Here is a 24,980-nt window from a genome sequence, read left to right as displayed (position 1 = left end):
TAGTTTATCAAATTTTTAAGACGTAACATAATGAAAGTACTAATTTGACTATAATTTAGCAAATTATGTATAATCTTAAAATATTAGTGCTATTGGGAGGAATGTAGAAAATGTCTTATAAATGCGCAGTTTGTGGCAAAGGTTCATCGTCAGGTAATACTGTAAGCCACTCAAATAAAGCTTCAAAGAGACTTTTTAGACCTAATCTTCAAAGTTTAAACATTGTTGTTAACGGTAAGAAAACCCGTGAATATGTTTGTACCTCTTGTATTAAGTCAAATAAAGTAAAAAAAACAATATAATTTTATAAAAAAGTACAGTTATTATTAAAAGTAATGACTGTACTTTTTTATTTATTCTCCCTTAAATATTTCCTTATTTTAGAACGAGCTTGAACAGTTGTTGCACATTCTAGCCACTGAGTGCTTGGTTTCATACTTTTCCTAGTTAAAATTTCACAAATATCGCCTGTATTTAACTTTGTACTTATTGTTACCCTCTTACCGTTAACTTTTGCACCAATAAAAGTATTTCCTATATCTGAGTGCACAGCATAAGCAAAATCCAGAGTTGTTGATCCACATGGAAGCTTTATTACGTTTTTTTAGGTGTAAAAACAAATATCTGTTCAAAATTACATTCTGTTTTTAACGAGTCTAAAAATTCTATAGAATCTGTTGTTCCTTTCTGATACTCAAGAAAGTGTTTTAATCAGTCCAACCTATCCTCACCAAGAACATTTCTTGTGTCTTCTTTACCTACACCTTTATAACGCCAGTGAGCAGCAACTCCATATTCTGCTCTTTGATGCATTTCTTCAGTTCTAATTTGTGTTTCAACTATGGCATTTGTATCCGAAATAATAGTTAAGTACAAAGATTGATACATATTTTCTTTCGGAATATTTATATAATCCGTAAAAGAGCCTTCCAAAAGATTAAAATTTGAATTTATTATGCTAAGTATTTCATAACAATGCTCTACAGTATCTGTAATAATCCTAAGACCGAACAAATCTTGAATTTCACTGAATGGTTTATTTTGCCTCTCCATCTTTTTGTATATACTATACAAATTTTTTGGTCTTGCTAACTCTCTATACTTTATGCCAACATTCTTTAACTTCTCCTTAATTTGTTTTTCTACTAACATAAGATTTTCTAAGTTACTCTCTGAACGCTTTTCCCACTGCGCTTTTATAAAATTATATTCTGCAGGATACAGTACCGCAAAGACAAGTCCTCCAAGTCTGTGAGCAAATGGAGCATATAAGGTAAGTGATTCGTGAGCAATGTGTTTTTGTAAAGGCAAAAATTTAATAGTTCTCATATTATGAAGTCTATCTGCCAACTTAATTATTATAACCCTTACATCTTTAACAACAGCAAGTAACATTTTTCGCCAATTCTCTGCTTGCTCTGTTATAGTATCGTCAAACTGATATTTTGAAAGTTTTGTAACCCCATTTACCAAAGAAACTATTTCCATCCCGAATTCTCTTATGAGCTCTTGCTCTGTTACTGCAGTATCTTCTAAGACATCATGAAGTAATGCTGCAGATATAGTTGCAAAATCCATTTTTAGTTCCGCTAAGTTTTACATCACATTAATACAATGTGACATATAAGGTTCACCTGAAGCTCTACACTGGCAAGAGTGTGCAATTATAAGCCTTTTTTACAATTTTAAACTCATTTTCTGGTATGTAAGTAATATTTGTAAAATATTTTTCATATTCAGGGTATTTAAGTTTAGAGGTTTTAGACAGACCCTTTTAAAATTATTTCTGCCACTCTTTTACTTACGCCAGGTTGGCCTAACATTTCTTTAAATAAAAGAAGTTCCTCAACTTTTGACATGTAATTTTTAGGTTCTAGTTGATTAAGTACGTAATCTGATATTTTTTTAGGATTTGCTTTAAATTGAATAAACTCGGATACAATATTTTTAGAGGATAAAATATTGACCATAGTTATATATTTTACCTTTATAACTGCTCTTAGAAAGAAATAGTTAATATAAGGCAATTTGTATATTATTGCCATAGGAATACCCATTAATGCATTTTCAAGACTTACAGTACCAGATGGACAAATAGCAAAGTCTATAAGTTTCCTTTTAGCAAAATCGTTTGAAATATCCATTTTAATATAATCTGGCAAACTATAAGAAATATCAGAATTTACACAAAACATTATAAACTTTGCATTTATCTTCTCTTTGAGTATTTTTGCAGCTTCAATAAGGATTGGAATGTGACGCTTAATCGACCAACTGCGACTACCAGGAAACAAGCCTATTAAAGGAGGGTTAAGAGCACTGAACGGCTCTTTATTAAAATTGTTTTTTTGCGTTATTTTATCTATTAACGGATGACCTACAAAAACAGCATCCACTCCATTTTGTTTATACAAGGTTTCTTCAAAAGGAAAAATGACAAGCATCTTTTTTACAGTTTCTGCAAGTTTTTTTATTCTTGAACTTCTTGACGCCCATACTTGGGGACTTATATAATAAAATACTGGAATATTTAGCTTTAGCGCAAGTTTTGCAATATGTATATGAAATCCGTAGTAGTCTACAAGTACTATTTTATTAGGTCGTTCTAAGATAAGTATAGAAACTAACTTTTTAAATAATTTTTTAAAATATAAAATTTGCTTTAACGATATAAGACCAAAAGCATTTATGTTAACTATATCCTCAATAAAGTAATCAGCCGCACATTTTAAATTATTCCCGCCCAATGCAATAACACGACAGTTTTGATTTATATCTTTGATTTTTTTTATAACATCTGCAGCACAAATATCACCAGATAAATCTCCAGCTGATATAAAAATCTTATCATTTACCATTAAAACACCATGTTCTGTAAAATATTAAGAGCAAGTTCCACTGCATCTCTTCCCTGCTCTCCTGAAACTAATGGTTTTTTACCCTCAATTACATTCCTTAAAAAGTTATCAAGTTCGTAAAAGAGCGGCTCGTTTGAAGGTAATTTAGGTTTTTTTATATCTATGTCAAACAAAGAAGTTATTTTTTCTTTCCCTTCTTTTTTCGTATAAACTTTAAGGCTTTTGCCAGCATAGTCTATGGAAATATAACTGTCATTTTGAAAAATTCTTATTTTTCTATATTTGTCCATTGACACCCTACTTGCAGAAACATCTGCAACACAACCGTTTGCATATTTTAACCTTACCTTCGCAATATCTTCGGTTTCTGAGAAGATTTTTGCTCCATACGCTTCAACAGAAACTACTCTGTCTTTTACTAGCGAAAATAAGATATCCAGATCGTGTATCATTAAATCAAGCACTACGCCTATATGATTTGTCCTAGGATCGTAAGGGCCAAGTCTGTTAACTTCAATAAATTTAAGCTTATTTACAAATGGAGACGCTGCAATAACAGCAGGATTAAACCTTTCCACATGCCCTACTTGTAAAACTAAATTTTTAGATTTTGCTATTTCTATAAGCTCTTGAGCTTCATTGACATTTAAAGTAAAAGGCTTTTCCACAAGACAATGTATACCACTTTCTAAAAGAGGTTTTGCAACTTGGTAATGGTACGGAGTGGGGACAGCAACCACTACAGCGTTAACTTTACCTATCAAGTCGTAAAAGTCTGTCAAATATTTTGTCTTGTTTGCTTTTGCAATTTTTTCAGCTCTTTTTGAGTCTGAATCAACAACAAACTCTAGTACAGAATTCTTATGTTGCCCTAAAATTCTTGCATGGTGCTGCCCCAAAGAGCCCACACCTATAACAGCTGTTTTTATACTCATTTTTTATAACCTTGCACAACTTTTATTATCTTAAGTATTTCATTATTTTTAATAGATGGATGGACTGGAATAGATATAACTTCTTGAGCTGCTTTTTCTGCCTCTTTGCAAAGACCATGTTTATAACCTAATTGTTTATAGAACGGTTGATTGTACATAACAGTGTTATAATAAATGCCACTACCTATATCATTTTTTGCAAGATATTTAATAAATTTATCTCTTTGATTAACTCTAAGCGTATATTGATGAAATACATGCCTATAATGTTTAGGAACAAAAGGAATCTGTAAAAAATCTAATTCTTTAAAAGCTTCGTTGTACATATTTGCTATTTCTATTCTTTTTTTAATCCAACTTTCAAGCTGTTCTAGTTGAGCTATACCGATTGCTGCAGCAAGGTTTGTAAGTCTATAATTGTACCCTAAAACAGTATGTGTTGAATGAGACTCTCTTCCATGATTTATAATCTGTCTACCATATTTATCAGAATTTTTATTATTCGTTAAAACCATCCCACCTTCACCAGTCATCATATTTTTTGTAGCATAAAAAGAAAATGCAGACGCATCTCCAAAAGATCCGACCTTTTTATTTTTAAACTCTGCTCCATGTGCCTGACAAGCATCTTCAATAAGTTTAAATCCGTACTTCTTTTTAAGTTCTAATATTGCGTCCATATCGCAAGCAAGCCCATATAAGTGCACTATTAAAACTGCTTTTACATTTTTCTCTCTTTTTAGAGTTTCTTCGAGTTCTAGTGGATCTATATTAAAAGTTTTTGGGTCAATATCTACAAATATAGGTTTAGCGTCACACATTAAAATTGAATTTGCGGTAGCTATAAAAGAAAATGGTGTAGTTATAACTTTATCTTGTGATTTAATACCACACATTAAAAGAGCAGTGTGCAAAGATGTAGTCCCATTTGCATTTGCAATAGCATATTTTGTACCACAATATTTTGAAAAAGATTGCTCAAAGTGAGTAACATATTTGCCGCTTGCCAAAATCTTTGAATCTAAAACTTCTTTAATTAATTGCCTTTCTTTTTTTCCAATAACAGGACATGCTACATTAATCATTTTTTCCTTCTTATACACCAAATATAGTAACTTTTTCTTCTTGTGCTTTCTTTATAACTTCGTCTTTGTCTAAAATTAGGGTAACACCAGCTTCTATTGCCATTGCTCTTATTCTGTTTTGTTTTAAAGTGTCTATCGTTTGCAAACCAATAACAGGGACATCAAACCTAAAATCTTGGTTTGGTTTTGCTACTTTAATCACTATAGCATTTTCTCCACCAAGCTTATATGCTCTCTTTATACACTCGTCTGTACCTTCTACCGACTCAACAGCTAGCACAGACCTATCCTTAACAACGACAGTTTGTCCAATATCAAAACCAGCTATACCTTTTGCTATCTTGTACCCAAAATCAACATCCTTGTTTTCATCTAAAGAGAGTTTCTTTCCAGCTATTAAACCTGGCAAAGCAAGTAAGTGTTTTAAGTAAGTGTGAGAATCTATTAAATACATCCCCTCCTTTTCGAACTCGTTAGCTATGGTTTTTAAAATAGTATCTGTTTTTTTGTTTATTAAACTACCCATAACTTTTATAGCACGAAAATCCATACTTATAGCAGAATAAATTTTTACATGTTTTACTTGACCTGCCATTATAACGTTTTTAATATTTTCACTTTTCAATGCATCTATAATTTTTTGAAATTTTCCAATTGAAAACCAAAAAACTTTATCACAAACTTTTTCTAATTTAGGGTCTGCTTCTTCTTTTAAAGCAATACAAACAACTTTATTTCCACTTTTTTTAATCTCATGTGCAACTAAAAATGGAAACCTATTATTGCCGGCAATAAGGCCTATGCTTTCCATGTTATTCTCTTATCATTAATTATGGACGCTTCTAAAATCAAATATTTAAGGCCTCGCTAGACCTCTTTTAGAACTTTCTACAAACTTAATAATCTCTTTGACGCAAACTGACTGAATTTGTTCAAGTTTTGATAAAGCATCTTTAAGTAAAAGCTTTGATTTAAAAAGTATACGATAAGCTTCTTTAACCGCATCTATATCCATTGAAGAAATTTTTCTTCTTTTCATTCCAACTAGATTTAATCCATCAAGTTTTACTCTATCACCAGCGCACAAAGCATAGGGAATTATGTCCATAGTAACAGCTGCACCAACACCTGTCATTGTATCTTTGCCAATTTTTACAAACTGATGTATTCCAACAAGTCCGCTTATAAAAGCATTATCGCCTATTTCAACATGACCGCCAGCTGCAGAACAGTTTGCCATAATAACATAGTCGCCTATTCGACAATCATGCGCTACATGAGATGAAGTCATAAAGTAGCAATTTTTACCTATTACAGTTTTGCCAGTTTTTTTTGACCCTCTATTAAAAGTCACAAATTCCCTGACTGTAGTACCGTCCCCAATATAAACTTTTGATGGTTCATCATTATAACTTAAATCTTGAGGAGGCGTACCTATAGAAGCTGAATTATAAACTTTGCAGTTGTCACCTATTTGTGCATGCTCAATAAAAACATTAGAGCCTATTATCACATTTTTACCTATAACAACATCTTTTCCTATTACAGTATATGCACCTATAGAAACATTATCACCCAAAATTGCAGTCCCATCTATTATAGCTGTTTTATGAATCATTTTGTTCACTAACTCCAAATCAATTAAAGTTTAAATTTATAAACTACGCTAAGACTAAGCTTAGAAAAAGTATAATTTATTTCTGGGGCTAATGTGTTTCCTATATAAATCTCTTTAGGTTTACCATTGCTTACATTACCACTAAAATCATACAATATTTCAAAAAATAAACCCGACGGTAAATCGTAACCTAAACCCAAACCATAATAAACACCAAAATATGTATTATTATTGTCTAGAACAGCTATTTGTCCGGATCTAAAAGAATTAATAATATCATCATAGCTAGGTTTAATATGCAAAATGGCAAGTCCTAAATTCCCTTTTAAATAAAGATTTTCTAAATTTTTTATAGGGTAAAATTGCAATGTCACATAAATTGGATATGCACTAACTTTAATTTCATCAAGACCGAGATCTTCAAAGACTTGTTTTTCAGAATTACTGAACGAAACAGATCTTGAAAGAGAATAACCAATTCCGATTCCCCACTTTAATCTGCTTGCAGTAGTATACAAATACTCTAATGCCAAATCGATATTTGCCTTAACGTTGTCACTCGTACTAGAGTCAATAATTTTTGCGGAACACCATTAAGTAAAACTTTATTATCAGAAGTTCCCAATTTACCCAAAATACCATATCCGGCTTTTATGGTTAGTTCTTGATCCCCTATGGTTTTACTAAAAGAACAATTACAAACATAAAAAAGTAAACAGAAAAACTAATAAGGCAAGTCTTTTCACAACAACCCCCAAATAAAGTTCTATGAATATTTTCTATTTTGGTCTTGTAATACCTCTTTGAGATCTTTTTATAAAATCTGTTATATCTTTAACGTAAAGTGAATTAGATTCTTCTAACTTTGCTATAGCATCCTCTAAACTTAATTTAGACATAAAAAGAATCCTATATGCAGATTTTATATCTTCTATTTCTGAAAATTTAACCTTTTTTCTTTTTAAACCTATAAGATTAAGACCCACCAAAACAGCTCTATCACCTTGAACTGTCACGTAAGGTATAATATCCATATTAATCATAGAGCCCGCGCCAATAATCACAGACTTCCCTATTTTGCAAAATTGATGTACCCCAATACTTGCACTAAGAATTGCGCCATCATCAATCTCAACATGACCTGCAATACCCGTTGAATATCCAACAATTACATTATCTTTAATAATACAATCATGAGCTATGTGAGCACAAGCCATAAGTAAACAATTATTGCCTACCACAGTCTGTCCAGCTGCAGCAGTCCCTCTATTTAAAGTAACACCCTCTCTTATAGTGGTATTATCGCCAACTATAACTTTAGTATGCTCTCCTTGATATTTTAAATCTTGAGGACGTTTACCTATAGAAGAAAAATTAAAAATCTCACAATTTTTACCTATTTGAGCATACTCTATAACACATTGTCCGTGAATTTTAGTCCCAGACTTTATAACAGTATCCGGACCTATTACAGTATAAGGACCTATCTCTACATTATCTTCTATAACAGCATCTTTACTTATAATAGCTGTTTGATGTATCATTATCACCACCCCTCTTAAGCTATTGTCTATCTACAATAATAAACATAAATTCCGCTTCTGTTGTAAGCTTACCATCCACATAAGCTTCTCCTTTCATTTTGCCACGTTTGCCACCATTTTTTATTATTTCAACATGAAGTTCAAGAAGATCCCCTGGTTTTACTGGTATGCGAAATTTAACCTTATCTATTGACATAAAATAAGCTAACTTATCCTGCATTTGAGGTTTTGAAAGAAACATAACACAAGATGTCTGTGCCATAGCTTCAACAATTAAAACCCCTGGCATTATAGGAGCACCGGGAAAATGCCCTTGAAAAAAATTCTCATTTCCGCTTACACATTTATAGCCTACAGCTTTTATAGGACAAGAAGAATCTACTTTAACTTTATCTATCATTAAAAATGGATACCGGTGAGGAATATACTTTAAAACTTCCTCATGACTTAAAATTTTTTCAGTTGGAGATAATTCTATATTTATATTCACTCTTTCCTCCGAAATTTTAATTCTTTTTAATAATGGCTTTACTAGCAAATTCTTTCACAAAATTTATATTGTTTTTATGTCCTGGTTTTTGAGCAACTATTTTTGCTTTAATGGGTTTTCCTACTAAATAAAGGTCCCCTATTAAATCTAAAATTTTATGCCGTACAAATTCGTCTTCATAGCGGAGTGGCTCTTTATTGTGTATTCCGCTTAACCCTATAACTATGGCATTTTCCATTGAGCCGCCAAGAGCAAGCCCATTTTTTTTCAAAGCCTCTATTTCATAGTCAAAACAAAAGGTTTTAGCGCTAGCAAAATCAATTAAGTAATTATCTTTATTTAAGTCCCTTAAAGATAAATTTTGATGTTCTAAAAATGGGTGGTCAAAACCTATAGTACAATCTATTTCTAAGTGATCGCTAGGATATGCTGAAATTTTAGTTTTCCCAGATTCAAAATGAACTGGCTCATTAATCGTATAAAATTCCCTTTGCGCATCCAACTCTTTTATACCAGCATTTAAAAGAGTTTCTGTAAAAATTTTTGAACTTCCATCTAAAATTGGAGGTTCATTATTGTTTATCTCTATAGCTAAGTTATCAATACTTAAAGCTGCGCATGCAGACATTATATGTTCTATTGTATGTACTCTTGCACCATATTTCCCTATCACAGTCCCTCTTACAGCAAGTCCTGTAGCTGTATTTTCATAATTTGCCTCAATTTCAGGTTTATTAGGTAAGTCAACCCTTATAAATCTTATGCCATAATCAGCTTGGGTTACTGGCTTAAATACTACAACACTTTTATTCCCTGTGTGAAGACCGATACCCTCAAGCGAAATCTCTTTTAAAATAGTCGTTTGTTTTGTCATAATAAATCTACTTATCCTCTAGATCTTTTTTTATTTTTTTTAAATCGTTATAAATTTCAGGTAATTTTCTAATTAAAGCTCTTATTTTTATACTTTGGTTTAAAGGCGCCATAGGGTTTCCACCTACTTGTTGGCCATCTTTTACATTACCAGAAATACCAGATTGACTTGCAATAGTTACATTATTACCTATTTTTAAATGTCCGCCAAGACCAGTTTGTCCTGCAATAGTTACATTATTACCTATGTGAGTAGAACCTGCTATCCCTACTTGAGCTACAATAATACAATCTTCCCCTATTTCAACATTGTGAGCTATCTGTACAAGATTATCTATTTTTGTCCCATTACCTATCTTAGTTGAATCAAAAGTAGCTCTATCTATAGTAGTATTTGCGCCTATTTCAACATCATCTCCTATCTTTACGTAACCTATTTGAGGAATTTTATAAATTTTCCCAGAAATATTCGCAAACCCAAACCCATCTCCCCCAATAACAGCTCCAGGTTGTATTATAACTCTATTTCCAATAATTGTACCTTCTCTTATAACTACATTCGGATAAATAAGGCAATCATCTCCAATTGTAACATTTTTGCCTATATAAACATTTGGAAAAATCTTAGCATTATTTCCAATTTTTGTACCACTCTCAACAACAACGTTTTGCCCAATATAAGCAGATATCCCTATAACAGAATCATTAGATATACAAGCAGTACTATGTATTATTTCATTTAATCTTTCTTTTTCTATTAAGCTAAGCACTATACTATAAGAATATTGAGGGTTTTCTACCTTTATAATATTTTTATCTTTAAATTTTGAAATATCTGTATCAAAAGCTACAAATATAACACCCGCTTTAGTTGTTAAAGCATCTTGCAAATATTTTAAATTTCCTAAAAAAGAAATTTCATTTTCTTTTGCATTAGAAAGACTATTAACACCAGTTAAAAGAATATCTTTCTTGCCAATAAGCTGGCCAGCAACAATATTTGCTAATTCACAAGCAGTTAACTTCATTTATTTCCCTTTTATATCTTTTACAATCTCGTCGGTAATGTTTTTATATTTACCAAATAAAACACTTTTTTTATCCAAGATTGTGTCTACGTGATACTTTTTTGCAAATTCTTTCAACAAAGTCTCTATATCCTTTAAAACTTCTGCGCTATAACGTTGTTCCAGCAAAGATATATCTTTCTTTGAACTTTCAGACAAATCTGAAATTTTTATACTTTGTTCTTTTAAAATTACTAAAAGACTTTCTAATTCTTTTGATAGTTCACAGACAAGCACTTCATTATTTTCCACCTTTGCTTTTGATATTTTTGACTCTAAAGTTTCTATTTTAAATTTCAACTTATTAAACTCTTTTATTAAATCTTCTATAATCACTTTTCTTTTATAGGCAAACTCTTTAATTTCATTTTTATATTTTAGTGTTTTTGGGTAAGCATTAAATATTTCGTCCATATCAACACAAAAAACACTATTAAAAACTTCAACACTTAAAGGTTCATCTAGACCAAATCCCTTTAAAGATATAAAAATCAAACAAAAAACTAATAAAAAAAATTTTTTAGAAAACATTTCCCATCGTAAAATAGAACTCTTGTAAAGGTTCACCCTCTTTATGGTTTAACCCGTAGCCATAATCAAGTCTTACAGGGAAAACTGGCGTTGCTATTCTTATCCCAAACCCTACTCCAGAGCGTAAATTCTTTTCCCCACTTCCAAGCTCCAAATTTATATTATTAAAATCTGTCCAAGAGCCACCTATATCATAAAAAAAAGCACCTACAAGTATTGACCTGTCTTTTTCTGCAACTATAGGGAACTTATATTCTACATTTAAAACACCTTTTACTTTACCCCCATTTTTAGAGCCTATTTGTACTCTAGGCTTGTAACCTCTAATATCGCCTTGGCCACCTACATAAAATCTTTCGTAAATTGGAACTGAAGTCTGATTTCCATAAGCTGTAATTGCACCAAGCTCAATATTAGCACATAACACTAATTTCCAAAAAGTTGGGAAAAACCAAGTAGACCTTGCAATACCTCTTATATAGTTTATTTCTCCTCCTAGTTCATTACTTGCCACTTGGAATTTAAGAAATTGTCTACTACCCTTTGAGGGATCAAAAACATAATCTCTAGAATCATAAATAATCCCTGTAGATACACTAGAGGTTTTTCCTTTTGAAAGATCGGCAGCTTGTTCTATTTGTTTTTTCACATCATCTTTCATATCTTTAAGCTTTATGTCTTCCAAAGTATATCCAAAAGCTAAGGCTACAGTCTCGCTTAATCTAGGGCCAATCTCTGTAGAAAAACCTACTCTCCCCTCTTCGTAAGCATCTGTATAAGTTGTATAATCTTTTTTCCTATTTGTATTAAAAAGGCTTAAAGTCAACTTTATATTTTTGTCTAAAATTCTTGGCTCTGTCCAATCTAATTCATAATTTCGCCTGCGAGCGCCAAATTCACATAATAAATTCAATCTTTGGGCTAAACCAAATAAATTCATATGTTGTATCTGAAAAGAACCTATCAGCAAATCAACTGAAGAATATCCAATTCCAGCCGTAACCATGCCAGGCTTCCCTTCTGTAACAGCAAGAGACAGGTCTAGAACACCTTGATCACCTGTAGGCATAGGTTGGGTCTCAACACTTTCAATAAAACCTAAATTATAAATTTTCTCTACACTTCTACGCACCTTTTGCAAAGAAAACACATCCCCTGGAGACAAAAGGACTTCTCTTCTTATTACTTTATCTTTTGTAGAAACAAGACCATCAATATAAATGTTGCCTACATATACTATTGTATTCTCTTGAATTGAAAAGTTTACATCTACCATACTAGAAACTTCATTTGATTTAGTAAATTCCGGCTCAATTTTTGCATTTAAATAACCTCTGTCAGAATATAAAGAATATATATTTCTAACTATTTCAATAATTTGGCCCTGATTATAAATTTGTTTCTTTTTTAATTTAATTACTTTTTGAATATCCTTATCATCAATAGCAAAAGTTCCAGTATAACTTACATCACCAATTTCATATCTATTGCCTTCATCTATATTGATTTTTAAAAACATTTCTGTCCTACTTTCATTATATGTAATAGATGAAGACAGCAGCTGATAATCCATAAAACCCTTATCTTTATAAAAACTTTGTACTGCCATTAAATCTGCTTGAAAAATACCTTCTTTAAATATTTTTTTAGGTCTTGTTTTCATAATCCTAAAAATTTTTTTAGTCTTAAACGAAAACACCCCCTCTACATCTACTCCACCTATAACAACTTTATTATTTTCCGTTATAACAAAAGTTATAGTGATTTTATTTGTGTCTGCATCCACCGTTGGATAAGCTTCTATTTGGCAATCTGCATAACCTTTATCGCTATATAACTCTAAAATTTTATTTTTAGTTTCTTCCAATTTTAAGATGTCATAATATTCTTTTTCTTTTAATACACTTGTTCTTTTTAGTTTATTTGTTGGTAAAGCTGAATTCCCTTTAAAAACAATACGATTTATATAAGGTTTTTCTGTAACTGTAAAAGTAAGAATCCCTCGTTGGTCATCAAAGCTTACTTCGACATTTTCAAAATAGTCAAGACCAGATATAGAGCGAACATTTTCTCTAGCTACATCTGCAGAATATATTTCGCCCTTTTTAATGTTAATAGCTGATAAAACTGTTTTTAATTTAACACTATGTAGTCCTTCAACCAAAACAAAAGATACTCTATCTGTACCATAAACAATTGATGTGAAAAAAAACATAAAAAATATAAGCACAACACGATTTTTCATCAAAAACTCCCACAATAGGATAACAACTTTAGCATTTTACTAAAAATACATGCCTTTCTCAAATTAAAAACTCATAAACATCCCAAAGCTATAAGTAGGTTCATCGCTATAAGTAAAAACATCGAAAATAAAGTTAAAAACACCTAAACTAACACTTAAGCCTGCTCCATAACCAAAACCATTCACATCTGAAGACATTCCTGCATATTTAGATGTGTATGCTGAAAGATGAGTAATGTCATAATTTAAACCTACATAAGGTTTTAACAGTGGAATTTTAGAAAATTGCAAAAGTATAGAATTTTTTAAATTCCAAGCTTTAAATTCGTTACTATCAGTGTTGGCACACGCATTATTATAAACAGATTGCAAGGAAATGGCAGGAACTATAACAGCTTTTGGTCTAAATAGTTCGTAAAGCAGACCAGCCCCAATAATAGTTGTATCATCAAATCTTGACAATCTTAAAATAGTATTAAAATCATAAGGTAATCCTATACAAAAATGAAGCATAGGGAAAAACAACCCTTTTGAGTCTGTATCTTTAACAATTATATTATCTTTAGAAATACTCCTATAAGAAATTTTTAAACTAGCATAAACGCCAAGAGGGCCGAGTGCATCGCCAACGCCAAAAGTACCTCCGGAAATTACTTGCCCAAAATCTTTTGTAAAAATATCAAGACTTTTTTGAGCATCTTGGGTGGATAAAGCATCTAAAACAGAATTAAAAGATGTGTATGGATTTGCTATACCTTGAGAAGTTAACAAAAAAAACATTACAAAAAATGTAAAAACTTTGTTCATTTTCTTAAACCCCTATTCCTTTTTTCCCATATAATTCTTATACCCTCTAATGTTAAGTTTGGGAGTATAACTTCTATCTCATCTATTTCATTTAACATCAAACTGGCAACTCCACCTGTAGCAATTATATGATTAACTTTCATTTCTCTTTTTGTTAGCTTTATAATCTCTTTAACAAGTCCGACATATCCAAAATAAAGACCTGCTTGTATACATTCAACAGTAGTTGTCCCTATAGCTTTTGAAGGTTTTTTAAGTTCGACCTGGGGCAATTGTGCTGTTTTTAAACTTAAAGATTGTGCAGAAATTAATGGACCTGGGGCAATAGCACCACCTAAGTATCTTCCATTAGTATCTATACAATCAAAAGTCGTTGCTGTTCCAAAATCAATAACAATACAACCACCACCATACATAAAATAAGCAGCGACTGCATCTGCAATTCTATCAGCTCCAACTTCTTTATTATCTAAAGACGCAAACTTTAAATCACCACAATTTTTATGATTGATAAAAAACACTTTTTTGTTAAAATATTTTTTTGTCATTTCTTCAAAAATAACATTTAAAGAAGGGACTACACTTGCAATAGCAACATGTTTTACATCTCTAGCATTAAAATCATTATAAAAAAACATATTCATAAGCATAGTTGCATATTCATCTGAAGTTTGCCACTTTATAGTAGACATTCTATAAACTTGTAAAGGATTACTTAAAACATTTTTGCCCTCCATTTTAAATAATCCTACTGTTATATTTGTGTTTCCTATATCCAAAGCTAAAAACATTGTTATCCTCTTACAAAAATATTGTTGCCAAGATTATCAATAGCAACAATAAGTGGCATATCTTTTACTTCAAATCTATAAATAGCTTCCGGTCCTAAATCCTCAAAAGCAATTAAATCTGCTTTTATTACAGACTTAGAAATAAGCGCAGCAACACCACCTGTAACTATAAAATATATTGCATTGTTTTTTTTTATTGAATTCTCAACTTCTTTAGACCTATCGCCTTTTCCTATTAAAACTTTTATACCCTCTTTGAGCAATCTTGGTGTAAAAACATCCATTCTAGAAGATGTTGTAGGACCACAAGCGCCAACAATATTCCCTGGTTTTGTTGGCGTGGGCCCGCAATAATAAATTGCAGAATTAGTTAAATTAAAAGGAATTTTGTCTTTATTACCAGAATCTAGTAAATTTATGATCCTTTTATGAGCAGCGTCTCTTGCAGTATAAATTGTTCCACTAAACAAAATTTTTCGTCCAGCTTTTAAACTATTTAAATTAAAAATTAAATCATTTAAGTGTACATTCATATTGTGATAGTTTGCCTTCTACAAGAGTGACATTGAATACTTACAGCTACTGGAAGCAAAGCTATGTGAGTAGGTTTTGTTTCAATAAAAACTGCTAATGCAGTAGTTTTGCCACGCAATCCCATAGGTCCTATATTTAATTTATTTATATCTTCTAAGAGTTCTTTTTCCTTATTATCATAAAAAGAACTGTTGTTTTTGCTGCCGATTTCTCTAAATAAAGTTTTTTTTGCCAATAACGCAACTGAAGAAAAGTCTCCTCCTATACCTATACCTACAATTAAAGGAGGGCAAGCATTTCTTGCGTTGTCTACAACATCTAAAACAAACCCTTTTATTCCTTCCCATCCGCAAAAAGGCGCAAGCATTTTTAAAGCGCTTGCATTTTCACTGCCACCACCTTTAGGTAAAAAAGAAATTTCTATTTTATCACCATCTATACTATCAACATAAACATTTGCAGGAGTATTATTCTGTGTATTTTTTCTATTTAAAGGATCACTGACGATGGACTTACGTAAATAGTTGTTTTTATATCCTAAAGATACTCCTTCGTTTATTGCGTCATAAATATTTCCATCTTCTATTTGTACATTTCTACCCAATTTCACAAAAAAGTTAGCTGTACCTGTATCTTGGCACAAAGGCAAACCATTTGTTTTTGCAATTTCTGCATTTTCAATAATCTCTTCTAAAATATCTTTTGCCACATTGTCTTCATACAAAATGCTCTGCTTTAAAGCACATAAAATATCATTAGGTAAATGAAAGTTTGCTTTAGCACACAAATTTGCTATTGCTTCTATTATAATTTTAGATTCTATATTTCGCACTCTGTATGTAACCTTTTTTCATCATTGTTTCTGTTATGTGTCTACTTCTTCCTATAATTTTTTTTGCGGTTTCATAAAGCTTATCATAACTTAACTTTTTGGAAGCAACTTTTTCTTTAACAGCTTCTACTCCTATCGCAGCTGCAACCTTTGGAAAAATCTCCCATTCATCCATGGTTGGAAGAATCTTACCAGGTTTTATTTTATTGTCAGGTACACAAGACGCAAGCTCTTTAGCAGCCATTATACACATCGTATCTGTAATTGTTACAGCCATTACATCTAAAACTCCTCTAAAAACGCCAGGAAACCCTAAAGAATTGTTTACTTGATTAGGGAAATCGCTTCTACCTGTTACAACTACAACAGCGCCTGCTTCTTTTGCTTGCCAAGGCCAAATTTCCGGAACTGGATTTGCGCAAGCAAACACTATAGGATTTTTTGCCATTAAAGACACATACTCTTTCTTTATTACTCCTGGGCCTGGTGAAGATAAAGCAATAACAGCATCTGCATTTGTCATAGCTTCTTTTATACCACCTCTAATATCATAGGCATTCGTATCTAAGGCAAGTGCCCACTGCTCATAACATGCTTTTAAGTCAAAACGTCCTTTGTGCAATATTCCTTTAACATCAACCATAACTATATTTTTAGGATTTACACCGTACAAAATTAAAAGCCTGGCTATACACACATTAGCTGCTCCTGCACCTATCATAGCTATCTTAATATCACATGCTTTCTTGTTTACAACTTTTAAAGCATTTATAAAACCTGCTAGGGTAACAAGAGCAGTGCCTTGTTGATCATCATGCCAAACTGGTATGGAACATTCTTTTCTTAATGTATTTAAAACAGAAAAACATTTTGGCTGCGATATATCTTCTAAATTTATGCCACCAAAAGAAGGCTGCAAAATTTTAACAGTTTGTATTATTTCTTTCTCGTCTTTTGTTCCAAGACATATTGGATATGCATCTATTCCACCAAGATATTTATAAAGAAGAGCTTTCCCTTCCATAACAGGCATACTAGCTTTCGCGCCAATATCTCCAAGGCCCAAAACTCTTGAACCATCACTGACAATTGCAACGCTATTGCCTTTATTTGTATATTCATAAACTAATTCTTGATTTTTATAAATATCCATACAAACTGCAGCAACACCAGGACTGTACCATATAGAAAAATCATTTAGGCTTTTCACTTGGCATTTCGGTACTACTTCTACTTTGCCTTTATAAAAAGAATGTAATTTTTTTGCTATTTTAGATGGCTTTTGAGCTGCTGTTAAAAGTTTTTCTTCATTATTATTTCTTTTCATGGTAAACCCTAAACAAGTATAAACTATGTATATTAATTATATATCTTTAAACAATACTCGTCAAACAGTAGTAATTTTTGTATAATAATTTAATAAATTGCGAGGTTTTTATGTTAAATATTCCAAAGGTTTCTGTTATTATTCCAATTTATAATGTTGAAAAATATATAAGACAGTGTTTAGAAAGTGTTATATCCCAAACTTTAAAAGATATAGAAATACTTTGTATTGACGATTGTAGCACAGATACTTCTATAAAAATTGTTGAAAGTTTTTTAAAAAAAGATAATAGAATAAAAATATTACAATTAAACAACAACAAACTTCCTGGTATTGCAAGAAATATAGGAATACAAAATTCTATAGGAACATATATTTCTTTTATTGACCCTGACGATTATGTAAAACCTGATTTCTTAGAAGTTGCCTACACAAAACTTGAAGAATTACAACTAAACAGCGTATGGTTTAATATAAAAATATTTAATGATACAAAAAAGTCTTTTACAAAAGATAATTACTTTCTAAAAAGTGATAATGGGCCATTAATTGTAACTTCTAAAAATATAAATATTTTTCCTATAAATTGTTGGAATAAAGTATATCGTTTGAGTACAATAAAGGAAAATAATATTATATTTTCAGAAAATATTCTTTTTGAAGATTTGGAATTTTACTATAGATTTTTTACACAATCAAAAGAAATTTATTTTATCAACAAACATCTTTATATTTATAGATTAAGACCAAATTCTATACTTTCTAGCAAAAAAAATAGAAATGATATTTTTAAAGCTATTAAAAACATATATAACTATTTAAATAAAAAAAACATATTCGAAGATTACAAAGAATCTTTTATTCAATTAATTATTCAAAGTATAGAACGTTCACCTAATATTAAAGATATGGTTCCATATATTGTAGATTTGCTAAAACAAATTAACTTCCCTAAAGATTACACTAGAACTGATAAAAATAATTTTTATGATTTTTTAAACTATATAATTTATTTCAATAAGCTCTCAAAAACAATGCAAACTTTAAATAAATATTATTTTGGTTTAATTTTTGGAATTTCAAAATTTTTACCTAAAAAAAGTTATAGAAAAAAATGTAGAGAAAAGTTCAAAAAATACATTTTTTAAGGATTTTCATGTTCTTGCCGACAACTAAGGAAGAGATAAAGTTACTTAAATGGGACCGACCTGATATAATTTTAGTTTCAGGAGATACATATATTGATAGTCCTTTTATAGGAGTTGCTGTAATAGGAAACTATCTTATATATCAAGGTTTTAAAGTTGCAGTTATAGCTCAACCTGATATTAAAACTGATGAAATTACAAGATTAGGAGAACCAAAGCTCTTTTGGGGAATAAGCGCTGGAGCTATGGACTCTTTTGTAGCAAACTATACAAGCATTAAATAAGTTTAGAAATAACGATGACTTAACTCCTGGAGGAATAAATAACAAACGTCCAGACAGAACGTGTATGGTTTACACAAATCTAATAAGAAGATATTTTAAAAACACAAAACCTATAATACTTGGAGGAGTTGAAGCAAGTTTAAGAAGGATAGTCCATTACGACTACAAAGACAATGCTTTAAGACGCTCAATATTGTTTGATTCAAAAGCCGATATTATAGTTTACGGTATGGGTGAAAAAAGCACCTTGGAACTTGCAAAATGTTTTAAAAATGGCACAAGTTATGAAAATATTGAAGGTATATGTTATATATCAAAAAACAAACCAGAAGATTCTTTAGAAATACCATCATTTGAAGAGTGCATAGAAAACAGTGATAAATTTTTTGAAAGTTTTTCTACTTTTTATAAAAATTCTTGCAGTAAAAATGAAAAAATCTTAACACAAAAACACAATGATAGATATCTAATATGCAACCCAAAACAAGACACTTTATCTCAAGAAGAACTAGATCAAATTTACAACCTAAACTACACAAGGCAAGTACATCCATACTATCAAAAACTAGGGCATGTAAAAGCCCAAGAAACAATAAAATTTTCAATTACAACACATAGAGGTTGTTTTGGAGAATGCAATTTCTGCGCTATTTCAATACATCAAGGTAAAAAAGTTATTTCTAGGAGTAAAGAATCTATAATTAACGAAACACAAAAAATAACAAATCTTAAAGATTTTAAAGGTTATATAACAGACTTAGGTGGGCCTACAGCCAACATGTTTAATTCAAAATGCTTGGCAAACAAAATTGCAAGAACATGCGAAAACAAACGTTGCTTATATCCAAGCACTTGCAAAAATTTAGATGCAGGACATGATAGTCAAATTGAACTTTTAAAAGAATTAGCATTATTACCAAATATTAAAAAAGTATTTATCTCTTCTGGGATAAGATATGATATGGTTTGTTCAGATAAATTGTTTGGAGAAAAATATTTAAATTTTATAGTAAATAATAATGTTTCTGGGCAAATGAAAATAGCTCCTGAACATTGTGACGATAATATTTTAGCTCTTATGGGCAAACCAAATTCTCAAATATTAAAAGATTTTATTGAAATGTTTAAAAGAATAAACTCTTCAAAAATTTTTTTAACTTATTATTTTATTGCAGCTTATCCGGGTTGTAGTGACAAAGAAATGAAAAGTCTTAAAAATTTTATAGACAAAAACCTAAAAATCCATCCAGAGCAAGTGCAAATCTTTACACCAACACCATCCACAAACGCAACATTAATGTATTACAGTCAAAAAGATCTTTTAAAAATAAATTTTTTGTTCAAAAAGATAGAAATGCTAAACAGAAAAGAATAGTTTGTCTATAGAACCTGACTTGACCGTTTTAACGAAAAAAAAGGAAGAATCATTCATAAAAAAGGTGGTTTGGGGGAACCCTAATGCTCAAACAGATTTTAACTTCACAGCTGCATACCATGACTTGAGCGCTAGAGATAGACTCACCTCAAACTTTCTTTTTAGTAAATAAACAAATTACCAAATAAATTTCATAGGGTCTAAAGTTTTATCACCTTTTTTTATTGTAAAGTGAAGATGAGGACCAGTAACTCTACCAGTTGCTCCACTTTTTGCTATAAGTTGACCTTTTCTTACTTTCTGCCCAACGCTTACATACAGTTTAGAAAGATGTCCATAATGTGTAATATATCCATTTTTATGATCTATAAAAACAGCAGTACCGTAATGGCTTACGTTACTACTTGCAACTATCACAATACCCTCAGCAGCTGCTCCTACCCACGTACCAGATGGCACTGCAATATCTATACCACCATGAAAACTTACTTTCCCAGTTACAGGATGAACACGTTTTCCAAAAACAGAAGAATATCTGCCACTTATTGGTGATTGAAATAAAGATCTCTGCTCATACTTTTCTTGCATGCTCTTATTCATTAAATCTATTGCAGGATATTTACCAGGAACAAATACATATTCCCCTGCAATTAGACTAGAAACACCAAAATTTTTAAGCTGTAACTCATCAATATCTACATCATATCGCTGAGCTATTTTTTGCCAAGTATCCCCTTCTTGAACAGGATGTAAGCAGCCTCCCGAAGATGGTATTAAAATTTTTTGATTTGTATTTATTTCGTATGTCTTAAGCTGAGGATTAACGCCAATTAATGTGTGTACTGAATATCCATACCTTTTGGCAAGTTTCCAAAGGTTATCTTTAGGTTTTACTGTATAAACAAAAAAGCTTGTTTCTCTAACTCTGGCAGAAAGATACTTTGCTCTTAAACTAACATCATTTAATAAATCTTGTGGAGAATATACGGGCAAACTTACAATTGGAACAGACGATATTATAGCCGCCGCTTTTTTTACAACTGCTATTTGGGTAACAAAAACAGCAAAAAGAATAAACGTGATAAACAAAACCCATCTAAAAATAATATCTTTTATTTCATGCATGCGTGTATTATAATAAATTTAAAATTTACTTGTAAAATTATAATAATATTAATATTATATTCTCATGAACTTTTTTAATCTGTTTTCAAGTTTATATTGGAAGCTTCGCGATAAAAAGTTTTTGTTTCTTGTAGCCGTATTTTCTATTCTTTTAAACTGGGCCGGATACTTTTTTGTTTACGAAAACAGTTACAATTTTTTATACTTCGATATGGTTGGAACATTTGTAGCAGCAATAGTGTTAGGAAGCTTATGGGGCATAATAGTAGCTTTTGCTTCTACAATTTTACTTGCAGTGTCAACATCTCCACATTTTATTTATCTTGCAGTCGTAAACATTGTGGGAGCATTATATTGGGGCATTCTAAGCGAGTGTGGGATTTTTACAATATTTAAAACCTTAGAACAAAAATCTTCTCTAAAGTCTAATTTCAGTAAAGCTATATATTTCTTATTATTTTATGGTGTTGGTGCTGGACTTTTGACAGCATTTTTTTCTTCTATTATAAGAAATATCATCTTCCAAAATATACTAGTAGATAAACCTTACTCTTTGTTTTTTGCTCATTTATTTAAAAATCTTTTTAATTTTTCAAATTCTGACATTACTACAATATTTATAAACTATATAGCAGACACTTTTATAGAAATTCCTGACAAAATTATTGACGTCTTTTTCGGACTTACAATATGTTTAACAATATTCAAATTTAATATTTATACATTAACAAACACTTATCAAAAACAAATATATAAAATTGATATACCTTGGCATAAAATAACACTAACTCGATTTTCCTCACCAGAAATCTGCTTATTTTTCATACTGATTATTATATACATTTTAAAGATAAAAACAACTTCTCTTAACTTGCTTGTAGGTTTTATGAATAACTTATCATTGTATTCTCTCCAAGATTATATATTTTTAGAAATTCTTAGTTTTCCTATTTTTATATTTGTTATTTTTCTAATGTTAAATCTTTTTTCAGCAAGGTCATATAAATATTTACAAATTACACCAAAATATAATCTTGACATTAAAAGTATAGATAAAGACAGTAAATATTTTCTTATTGACATTTTTTTTGTATCAAGTATTTTAATAATCACATATTTATTCATACTTATTGTCATAACAGGTATAACACCTATAGAATATTACAATACAATTAGCATTGTAAAAGCTAATCCAGAACTACTATTATGGTTATTAGTAACTGTGTGCACTTTTATATTAATTGACCAAAGAAATAACAAAGTTACAGAATCTGTTACATTAAATAATGAACTTATAAAAAAACAAACTTCAGAACAAATATCTGGAGCTTTTGATGAGCAAAAACAGAAACTACAAGTTTTAGAATTAAATTGGTCTGATAATACCTTAGAATTTTTAAAAAGCGCAAAGCACGATTTGATAAATGATTTAGAAAAATCAAAAACAGGTCTAAACGAACTATTAACTGAAGTTTATGATAATGTTGTAAAACCATATACTAATCTAATTTTAAAAAACCAAAAAGAAATACGTGAATATATTGAAGAACTAACTAACAGAGATTTAAAAATTTATTACTTACAAGATATAATAAAAGAACTAGAAAATACTGTATCCATGTTACAGTTAAAAGCTCCCTATATCAAAATTAGAATTATTAAAACTAAAAGAATTGACATTTATTGCAAAATAAATAAATTATTTTTTATAGCTTTTGATAATATTTTAGACAATTCAGTATACGCTTTACAAAAACACGTGCTTAATAACAATTTTACTGCAACTATAAACATAGTATTAAAAATTAAAGATGATAAATTTATATCTTTGTCAATTTTAGATAATGCAGGAGGGCTCTCAAAAAATAAAATTTCAAAAATATACAAATCTTCTATAGAAAGCTCTAAAGGCAATAGACTTGGAGAAGGCACTATAATAGCAAGCAATTTTATAAAAATACTAGGTGGTTTTATTTATGCAAAAAATATTCAATTTAGAAAAATGAATGGTTTAGAGACTGTAATTAATATTCCCTACTTTATAGAAGATTTCTCAACTGGAGAAAAAGATGAATGAAAAAAATAAAAAAATAATTGCTATAACAGACGATGACTCTAGTATACGCATGTCTATAGAAAGGACAATAAAAAAATATTTTCAAGATATAGAAATATTACAATTTACTAATACAACAGAAATAAAAAAATTTCTTTTAAACAATCCTGACAAAATAGATCTTTTGATTTTAGATATTTATTTTGGTTTTGGAGAAACAGGTCTTGATATTTTACCAAACATAAAAGAATTTTCACCAAATTTACCAATAATATTGCTCTCTGCTATGGAAAAAAATTATGGACAAAAAATAACAGATAGAGCAGGTGACTACATAATAGATTTCGTGGCAAAACCAGCAACAGAAACAGAACTTATTATAAAAATTAAAAAAGCGCTTACTACTAAAGAAGATAAAACAAAAACTATCGAGGATTTACAAAAAGAAAACTATTTACTTACAGAAATGTTAGATATTAAAGGCAAGGGCGCTGGACAACTTTTTGAAGACGAAGTAAACAATAAATTAAAAAACATGACAAAAGTATTTATGCAGTCACCATACGAGCCAAAAGAAAACATTATAATTAACGGTCAAGAAATAGACGTTATAGCTTTTACAGCATCCCCTCTTCCATTTGCAATAATGTTATTTGAAGCAAAGTATTTCCCTAATGCAAAAATTATAGGAAATATCAACGATCCTACAAAAATTATTATAAATAATATAGAAAAAATTTCTACTAAAAGGAGAAACTTGTTTGAGCAATCTGAAAATCAGTTTAAACAGGTAAGTAAACGTATAGAAAAAGTTTTATATGATTTTAAATATACTAAAAAAGAAGAAAAGCTTAGACCTTTTATACAAAATTTTATAGTTTTTACAGATACTACAGATATATCTCAAATAAAAACTATAAATGCAAATAAGTACACAAAAATATGCAAACTTAAAGACTTAACTCAAGATTTTTTAATAAAAACTGCTTTTGCTACGCCTAGAAGAACTGTAGAAGAAAATGTTAAAACAATAATATTACAAAACTTATTTTAGCTATTTTGATTTCCACTTGAGAACACATTAAAAAATTCTTACCAATGCCTTATTAATTAGTTCAAATTTAGAGCTAGGATAAGCTGTTAAAAAGTTTTTTATGTCTAATTTTTGTAGAAGATATTTAAATCTATGTTAAATTCTTATAAAATTACCTACTTTTTCAATGCCAGTCCCAACTTAATCTTCTTATTTTATAGTATGTCATCCAATTATTTTTAGTTCATCACTTTATTTATATCCTTACCCACTACTCTTGTTACTACTCTCCTATTTTTAGCGTGAGCGTGTTCATGATTTGTAGAATGTAATAGCATATCCTCTCCATAGGACTCTATCTTTACCCTAATTTATAAGAGAGTTTAAGGAGGCCAGATATAGAATTCCCGGCAGAGCCATCG

General features: G+C 30.3%; 24 protein-coding genes and 2 pseudogenes. 5 read left to right on the top strand and 21 right to left on the bottom strand.

Annotated elements, in window-relative coordinates; all coding sequences use genetic code 11:
- Window positions 1–110 precede the first annotated feature (110 nt).
- Window positions 111–302 (top strand): 50S ribosomal protein L28, encoded by a 192-nt coding sequence (gene rpmB, locus LBD57_RS05770; RefSeq protein WP_373470382.1) that lies wholly within the window; start codon window positions 111–113, stop codon window positions 300–302.
- A 47-nt stretch (window positions 303–349) separates the two neighbouring features.
- Here the strand turns inward: rpmB and LBD57_RS05765 are convergent, their stop codons facing one another.
- The 20 genes and pseudogenes from LBD57_RS05765 to LBD57_RS05670 all read right to left on the bottom strand — a co-directional run bounded on the left by LBD57_RS05765 (window position 350) and on the right by LBD57_RS05670 (window position 17,537).
- Window positions 350–595 (bottom strand): TGS domain-containing protein, encoded by a 246-nt coding sequence (locus LBD57_RS05765; protein ID WP_373470405.1) that lies wholly within the window; start codon window positions 593–595, stop codon window positions 350–352.
- 116 nt (window positions 596–711) lie between these two features.
- Window positions 712–1,152: a hypothetical protein gene (locus LBD57_RS05760; protein WP_373470404.1), complete on the bottom strand. Its 441-nt coding sequence runs from the start codon at window positions 1,150–1,152 to the stop codon at window positions 712–714.
- A 102-nt stretch (window positions 1,153–1,254) separates the two neighbouring features.
- A pseudogene (locus LBD57_RS05755) lies at window positions 1,255–1,581 on the bottom strand (HD domain-containing protein); the annotation flags it as partial.
- A 179-nt stretch (window positions 1,582–1,760) separates the two neighbouring features.
- Window positions 1,761–2,858, bottom strand: a complete 1,098-nt coding sequence (locus LBD57_RS05750) for a lipid-A-disaccharide synthase (protein ID WP_373470381.1) — start codon at window positions 2,856–2,858, stop codon at window positions 1,761–1,763.
- A complete protein-coding gene (locus LBD57_RS05745) occupies window positions 2,858–3,793 on the bottom strand; it encodes a Gfo/Idh/MocA family oxidoreductase (protein WP_373470380.1) in 936 nt (311 codons plus the stop codon). The genes LBD57_RS05750 and LBD57_RS05745 overlap by 1 nt, the downstream gene beginning before the upstream one ends.
- Window positions 3,790–4,878, bottom strand: coding sequence for a DegT/DnrJ/EryC1/StrS family aminotransferase (locus LBD57_RS05740; RefSeq protein WP_373470379.1), 1,089 nt, complete (start codon window positions 4,876–4,878; stop codon window positions 3,790–3,792). Before LBD57_RS05740 ends, LBD57_RS05745 begins: the two co-directional genes overlap by 4 nt.
- A 10-nt stretch (window positions 4,879–4,888) precedes the next feature.
- Entirely contained in the window at window positions 4,889–5,689 is an 801-nt protein-coding gene (locus tag LBD57_RS05735; RefSeq protein WP_373470378.1) for an LpxI family protein, read from the bottom strand.
- A 45-nt stretch (window positions 5,690–5,734) separates the two neighbouring features.
- Window positions 5,735–6,496 (bottom strand): acyl-ACP--UDP-N-acetylglucosamine O-acyltransferase, encoded by a 762-nt coding sequence (gene lpxA / locus LBD57_RS05730; protein ID WP_373470377.1) that lies wholly within the window; start codon window positions 6,494–6,496, stop codon window positions 5,735–5,737.
- A gap of 23 nt (window positions 6,497–6,519) precedes the next feature.
- Window positions 6,520–7,035 carry an outer membrane beta-barrel protein gene (locus LBD57_RS05725; RefSeq protein WP_373470403.1) on the bottom strand — a complete coding sequence of 172 codons (516 nt, stop codon included), beginning with the start codon at window positions 7,033–7,035 and terminating at the stop codon, window positions 6,520–6,522.
- Between the two features lie 240 nt (window positions 7,036–7,275).
- Window positions 7,276–8,040 (bottom strand): acyl-ACP--UDP-N-acetylglucosamine O-acyltransferase, encoded by a 765-nt coding sequence (lpxA, locus tag LBD57_RS05720; RefSeq protein WP_373470376.1) that lies wholly within the window; start codon window positions 8,038–8,040, stop codon window positions 7,276–7,278.
- A gap of 19 nt (window positions 8,041–8,059) precedes the next feature.
- Complete coding sequence (gene fabZ, locus LBD57_RS05715) at window positions 8,060–8,530, bottom strand: 3-hydroxyacyl-ACP dehydratase FabZ (protein ID WP_373470375.1); 471 nt, start codon at window positions 8,528–8,530, stop codon at window positions 8,060–8,062.
- 16 nt (window positions 8,531–8,546) lie between these two features.
- Window positions 8,547–9,404 carry a UDP-3-O-acyl-N-acetylglucosamine deacetylase gene (lpxC, locus tag LBD57_RS05710; RefSeq protein WP_373470374.1) on the bottom strand — a complete coding sequence of 286 codons (858 nt, stop codon included), beginning with the start codon at window positions 9,402–9,404 and terminating at the stop codon, window positions 8,547–8,549.
- Window positions 9,405–9,411: 7 nt separating this feature from the next.
- A complete protein-coding gene (lpxD, locus tag LBD57_RS05705; protein ID WP_373470373.1) occupies window positions 9,412–10,431 on the bottom strand; it encodes a UDP-3-O-(3-hydroxymyristoyl)glucosamine N-acyltransferase in 1,020 nt (339 codons plus the stop codon).
- Window positions 10,432–10,965: an OmpH family outer membrane protein gene (locus LBD57_RS05700; RefSeq protein WP_373470372.1), complete on the bottom strand. Its 534-nt coding sequence runs from the start codon at window positions 10,963–10,965 to the stop codon at window positions 10,432–10,434.
- A gap of 25 nt (window positions 10,966–10,990) precedes the next feature.
- Complete coding sequence (bamA, locus tag LBD57_RS05695; RefSeq protein WP_373470371.1) at window positions 10,991–13,246, bottom strand: outer membrane protein assembly factor BamA; 2,256 nt, start codon at window positions 13,244–13,246, stop codon at window positions 10,991–10,993.
- Window positions 13,247–13,309: 63 nt separating this feature from the next.
- Window positions 13,310–14,053: a hypothetical protein gene (locus LBD57_RS05690; protein WP_373470370.1), complete on the bottom strand. Its 744-nt coding sequence runs from the start codon at window positions 14,051–14,053 to the stop codon at window positions 13,310–13,312.
- The gene (locus tag LBD57_RS05685; protein WP_373470369.1) at window positions 14,050–14,844 is read right to left on the bottom strand and encodes a type III pantothenate kinase; all 795 of its coding nucleotides are present in this window, start codon (window positions 14,842–14,844) and stop codon (window positions 14,050–14,052) included. The genes LBD57_RS05690 and LBD57_RS05685 overlap by 4 nt, the downstream gene beginning before the upstream one ends.
- A gap of 2 nt (window positions 14,845–14,846) precedes the next feature.
- Window positions 14,847–15,377 carry a FumA C-terminus/TtdB family hydratase beta subunit gene (locus LBD57_RS05680; RefSeq protein WP_373470368.1) on the bottom strand — a complete coding sequence of 177 codons (531 nt, stop codon included), beginning with the start codon at window positions 15,375–15,377 and terminating at the stop codon, window positions 14,847–14,849.
- On the bottom strand, window positions 15,374–16,210 hold the full coding sequence (locus LBD57_RS05675) for a fumarate hydratase (RefSeq protein WP_373470367.1): 837 nt from the start codon (window positions 16,208–16,210) through the stop codon (window positions 15,374–15,376). The genes LBD57_RS05680 and LBD57_RS05675 overlap by 4 nt, the downstream gene beginning before the upstream one ends.
- Entirely contained in the window at window positions 16,191–17,537 is a 1,347-nt protein-coding gene (locus LBD57_RS05670; protein ID WP_373470366.1) for an NADP-dependent malic enzyme, read from the bottom strand. Before LBD57_RS05670 ends, LBD57_RS05675 begins: the two co-directional genes overlap by 20 nt.
- A gap of 110 nt (window positions 17,538–17,647) precedes the next feature.
- Here LBD57_RS05670 and LBD57_RS05665 point away from each other — a divergent pair, with 110 nt between their 5' ends.
- Window positions 17,648–18,685 carry a glycosyltransferase family 2 protein gene (locus tag LBD57_RS05665; RefSeq protein WP_373470365.1) on the top strand — a complete coding sequence of 346 codons (1,038 nt, stop codon included), beginning with the start codon at window positions 17,648–17,650 and terminating at the stop codon, window positions 18,683–18,685.
- A gap of 8 nt (window positions 18,686–18,693) precedes the next feature.
- Window positions 18,694–20,355: pseudogene (locus LBD57_RS05660) on the top strand (YgiQ family radical SAM protein).
- A 166-nt stretch (window positions 20,356–20,521) separates the two neighbouring features.
- Here LBD57_RS05660 and LBD57_RS05655 read toward each other — a convergent pair.
- Window positions 20,522–21,469 carry a peptidoglycan DD-metalloendopeptidase family protein gene (locus tag LBD57_RS05655; RefSeq protein ID WP_373470364.1) on the bottom strand — a complete coding sequence of 316 codons (948 nt, stop codon included), beginning with the start codon at window positions 21,467–21,469 and terminating at the stop codon, window positions 20,522–20,524.
- Window positions 21,470–21,533: 64 nt separating this feature from the next.
- On the opposite strand from LBD57_RS05655, the gene LBD57_RS05650 reads away from it, so the two are divergent.
- Window positions 21,534–23,546, top strand: coding sequence for a hypothetical protein (locus LBD57_RS05650; RefSeq protein WP_373470363.1), 2,013 nt, complete (start codon window positions 21,534–21,536; stop codon window positions 23,544–23,546).
- Window positions 23,539–24,579, top strand: a complete 1,041-nt coding sequence (locus LBD57_RS05645) for a response regulator (protein ID WP_373470362.1) — start codon at window positions 23,539–23,541, stop codon at window positions 24,577–24,579. Before LBD57_RS05650 ends, LBD57_RS05645 begins: the two co-directional genes overlap by 8 nt.
- Window positions 24,580–24,980 lie beyond the last annotated feature (401 nt).

The organism is Candidatus Endomicrobiellum cubanum (assembly GCF_031278955.1).
Lineage (GTDB): Bacteria > Elusimicrobiota > Endomicrobiia > Endomicrobiales > Endomicrobiaceae > Endomicrobiellum > Endomicrobiellum cubanum.
This window is presented reverse-complemented; position numbering and strand designations above follow the sequence as displayed.

Bases quoted from the DNA above. Each gene is read 5' to 3' on its own strand.
- rpmB (WP_373470382.1), top strand. From the start codon at position 111: ATGTCTTATAAATGCGCAGTTTGTGGCAAAGGTTCATCGTCAGGTAAT.
- LBD57_RS05760 (WP_373470404.1), bottom strand. From the start codon at position 1,152: ATGTTAGTAGAAAAACAAATTAAGGAGAAGTTAAAGAATGTTGGCATA.
- LBD57_RS05750 (WP_373470381.1), bottom strand. From the start codon at position 2,858: ATGGTAAATGATAAGATTTTTATATCAGCTGGAGATTTATCTGGTGAT.
- LBD57_RS05745 (WP_373470380.1), bottom strand. From the start codon at position 3,793: ATGAGTATAAAAACAGCTGTTATAGGTGTGGGCTCTTTGGGGCAGCAC.
- LBD57_RS05740 (WP_373470379.1), bottom strand. From the start codon at position 4,878: ATGATTAATGTAGCATGTCCTGTTATTGGAAAAAAAGAAAGGCAATTA.
- LBD57_RS05735 (WP_373470378.1), bottom strand. From the start codon at position 5,689: ATGGAAAGCATAGGCCTTATTGCCGGCAATAATAGGTTTCCATTTTTA.
- lpxA (WP_373470377.1), bottom strand. From the start codon at position 6,496: ATGATTCATAAAACAGCTATAATAGATGGGACTGCAATTTTGGGTGAT.
- lpxA (WP_373470376.1), bottom strand. From the start codon at position 8,040: ATGATACATCAAACAGCTATTATAAGTAAAGATGCTGTTATAGAAGAT.
- lpxC (WP_373470374.1), bottom strand. From the start codon at position 9,404: ATGACAAAACAAACGACTATTTTAAAAGAGATTTCGCTTGAGGGTATC.
- lpxD (WP_373470373.1), bottom strand. From the start codon at position 10,431: ATGAAGTTAACTGCTTGTGAATTAGCAAATATTGTTGCTGGCCAGCTT.
- bamA (WP_373470371.1), bottom strand. From the start codon at position 13,246: ATGAAAAATCGTGTTGTGCTTATATTTTTTATGTTTTTTTTCACATCA.
- LBD57_RS05690 (WP_373470370.1), bottom strand. From the start codon at position 14,053: ATGAACAAAGTTTTTACATTTTTTGTAATGTTTTTTTTGTTAACTTCT.
- LBD57_RS05685 (WP_373470369.1), bottom strand. From the start codon at position 14,844: ATGTTTTTAGCTTTGGATATAGGAAACACAAATATAACAGTAGGATTA.
- LBD57_RS05680 (WP_373470368.1), bottom strand. From the start codon at position 15,377: ATGAATGTACACTTAAATGATTTAATTTTTAATTTAAATAGTTTAAAA.
- LBD57_RS05670 (WP_373470366.1), bottom strand. From the start codon at position 17,537: ATGAAAAGAAATAATAATGAAGAAAAACTTTTAACAGCAGCTCAAAAG.
- LBD57_RS05665 (WP_373470365.1), top strand. From the start codon at position 17,648: ATGTTAAATATTCCAAAGGTTTCTGTTATTATTCCAATTTATAATGTT.
- LBD57_RS05655 (WP_373470364.1), bottom strand. From the start codon at position 21,469: ATGCATGAAATAAAAGATATTATTTTTAGATGGGTTTTGTTTATCACG.
- LBD57_RS05650 (WP_373470363.1), top strand. From the start codon at position 21,534: ATGAACTTTTTTAATCTGTTTTCAAGTTTATATTGGAAGCTTCGCGAT.
- LBD57_RS05645 (WP_373470362.1), top strand. From the start codon at position 23,539: ATGAATGAAAAAAATAAAAAAATAATTGCTATAACAGACGATGACTCT.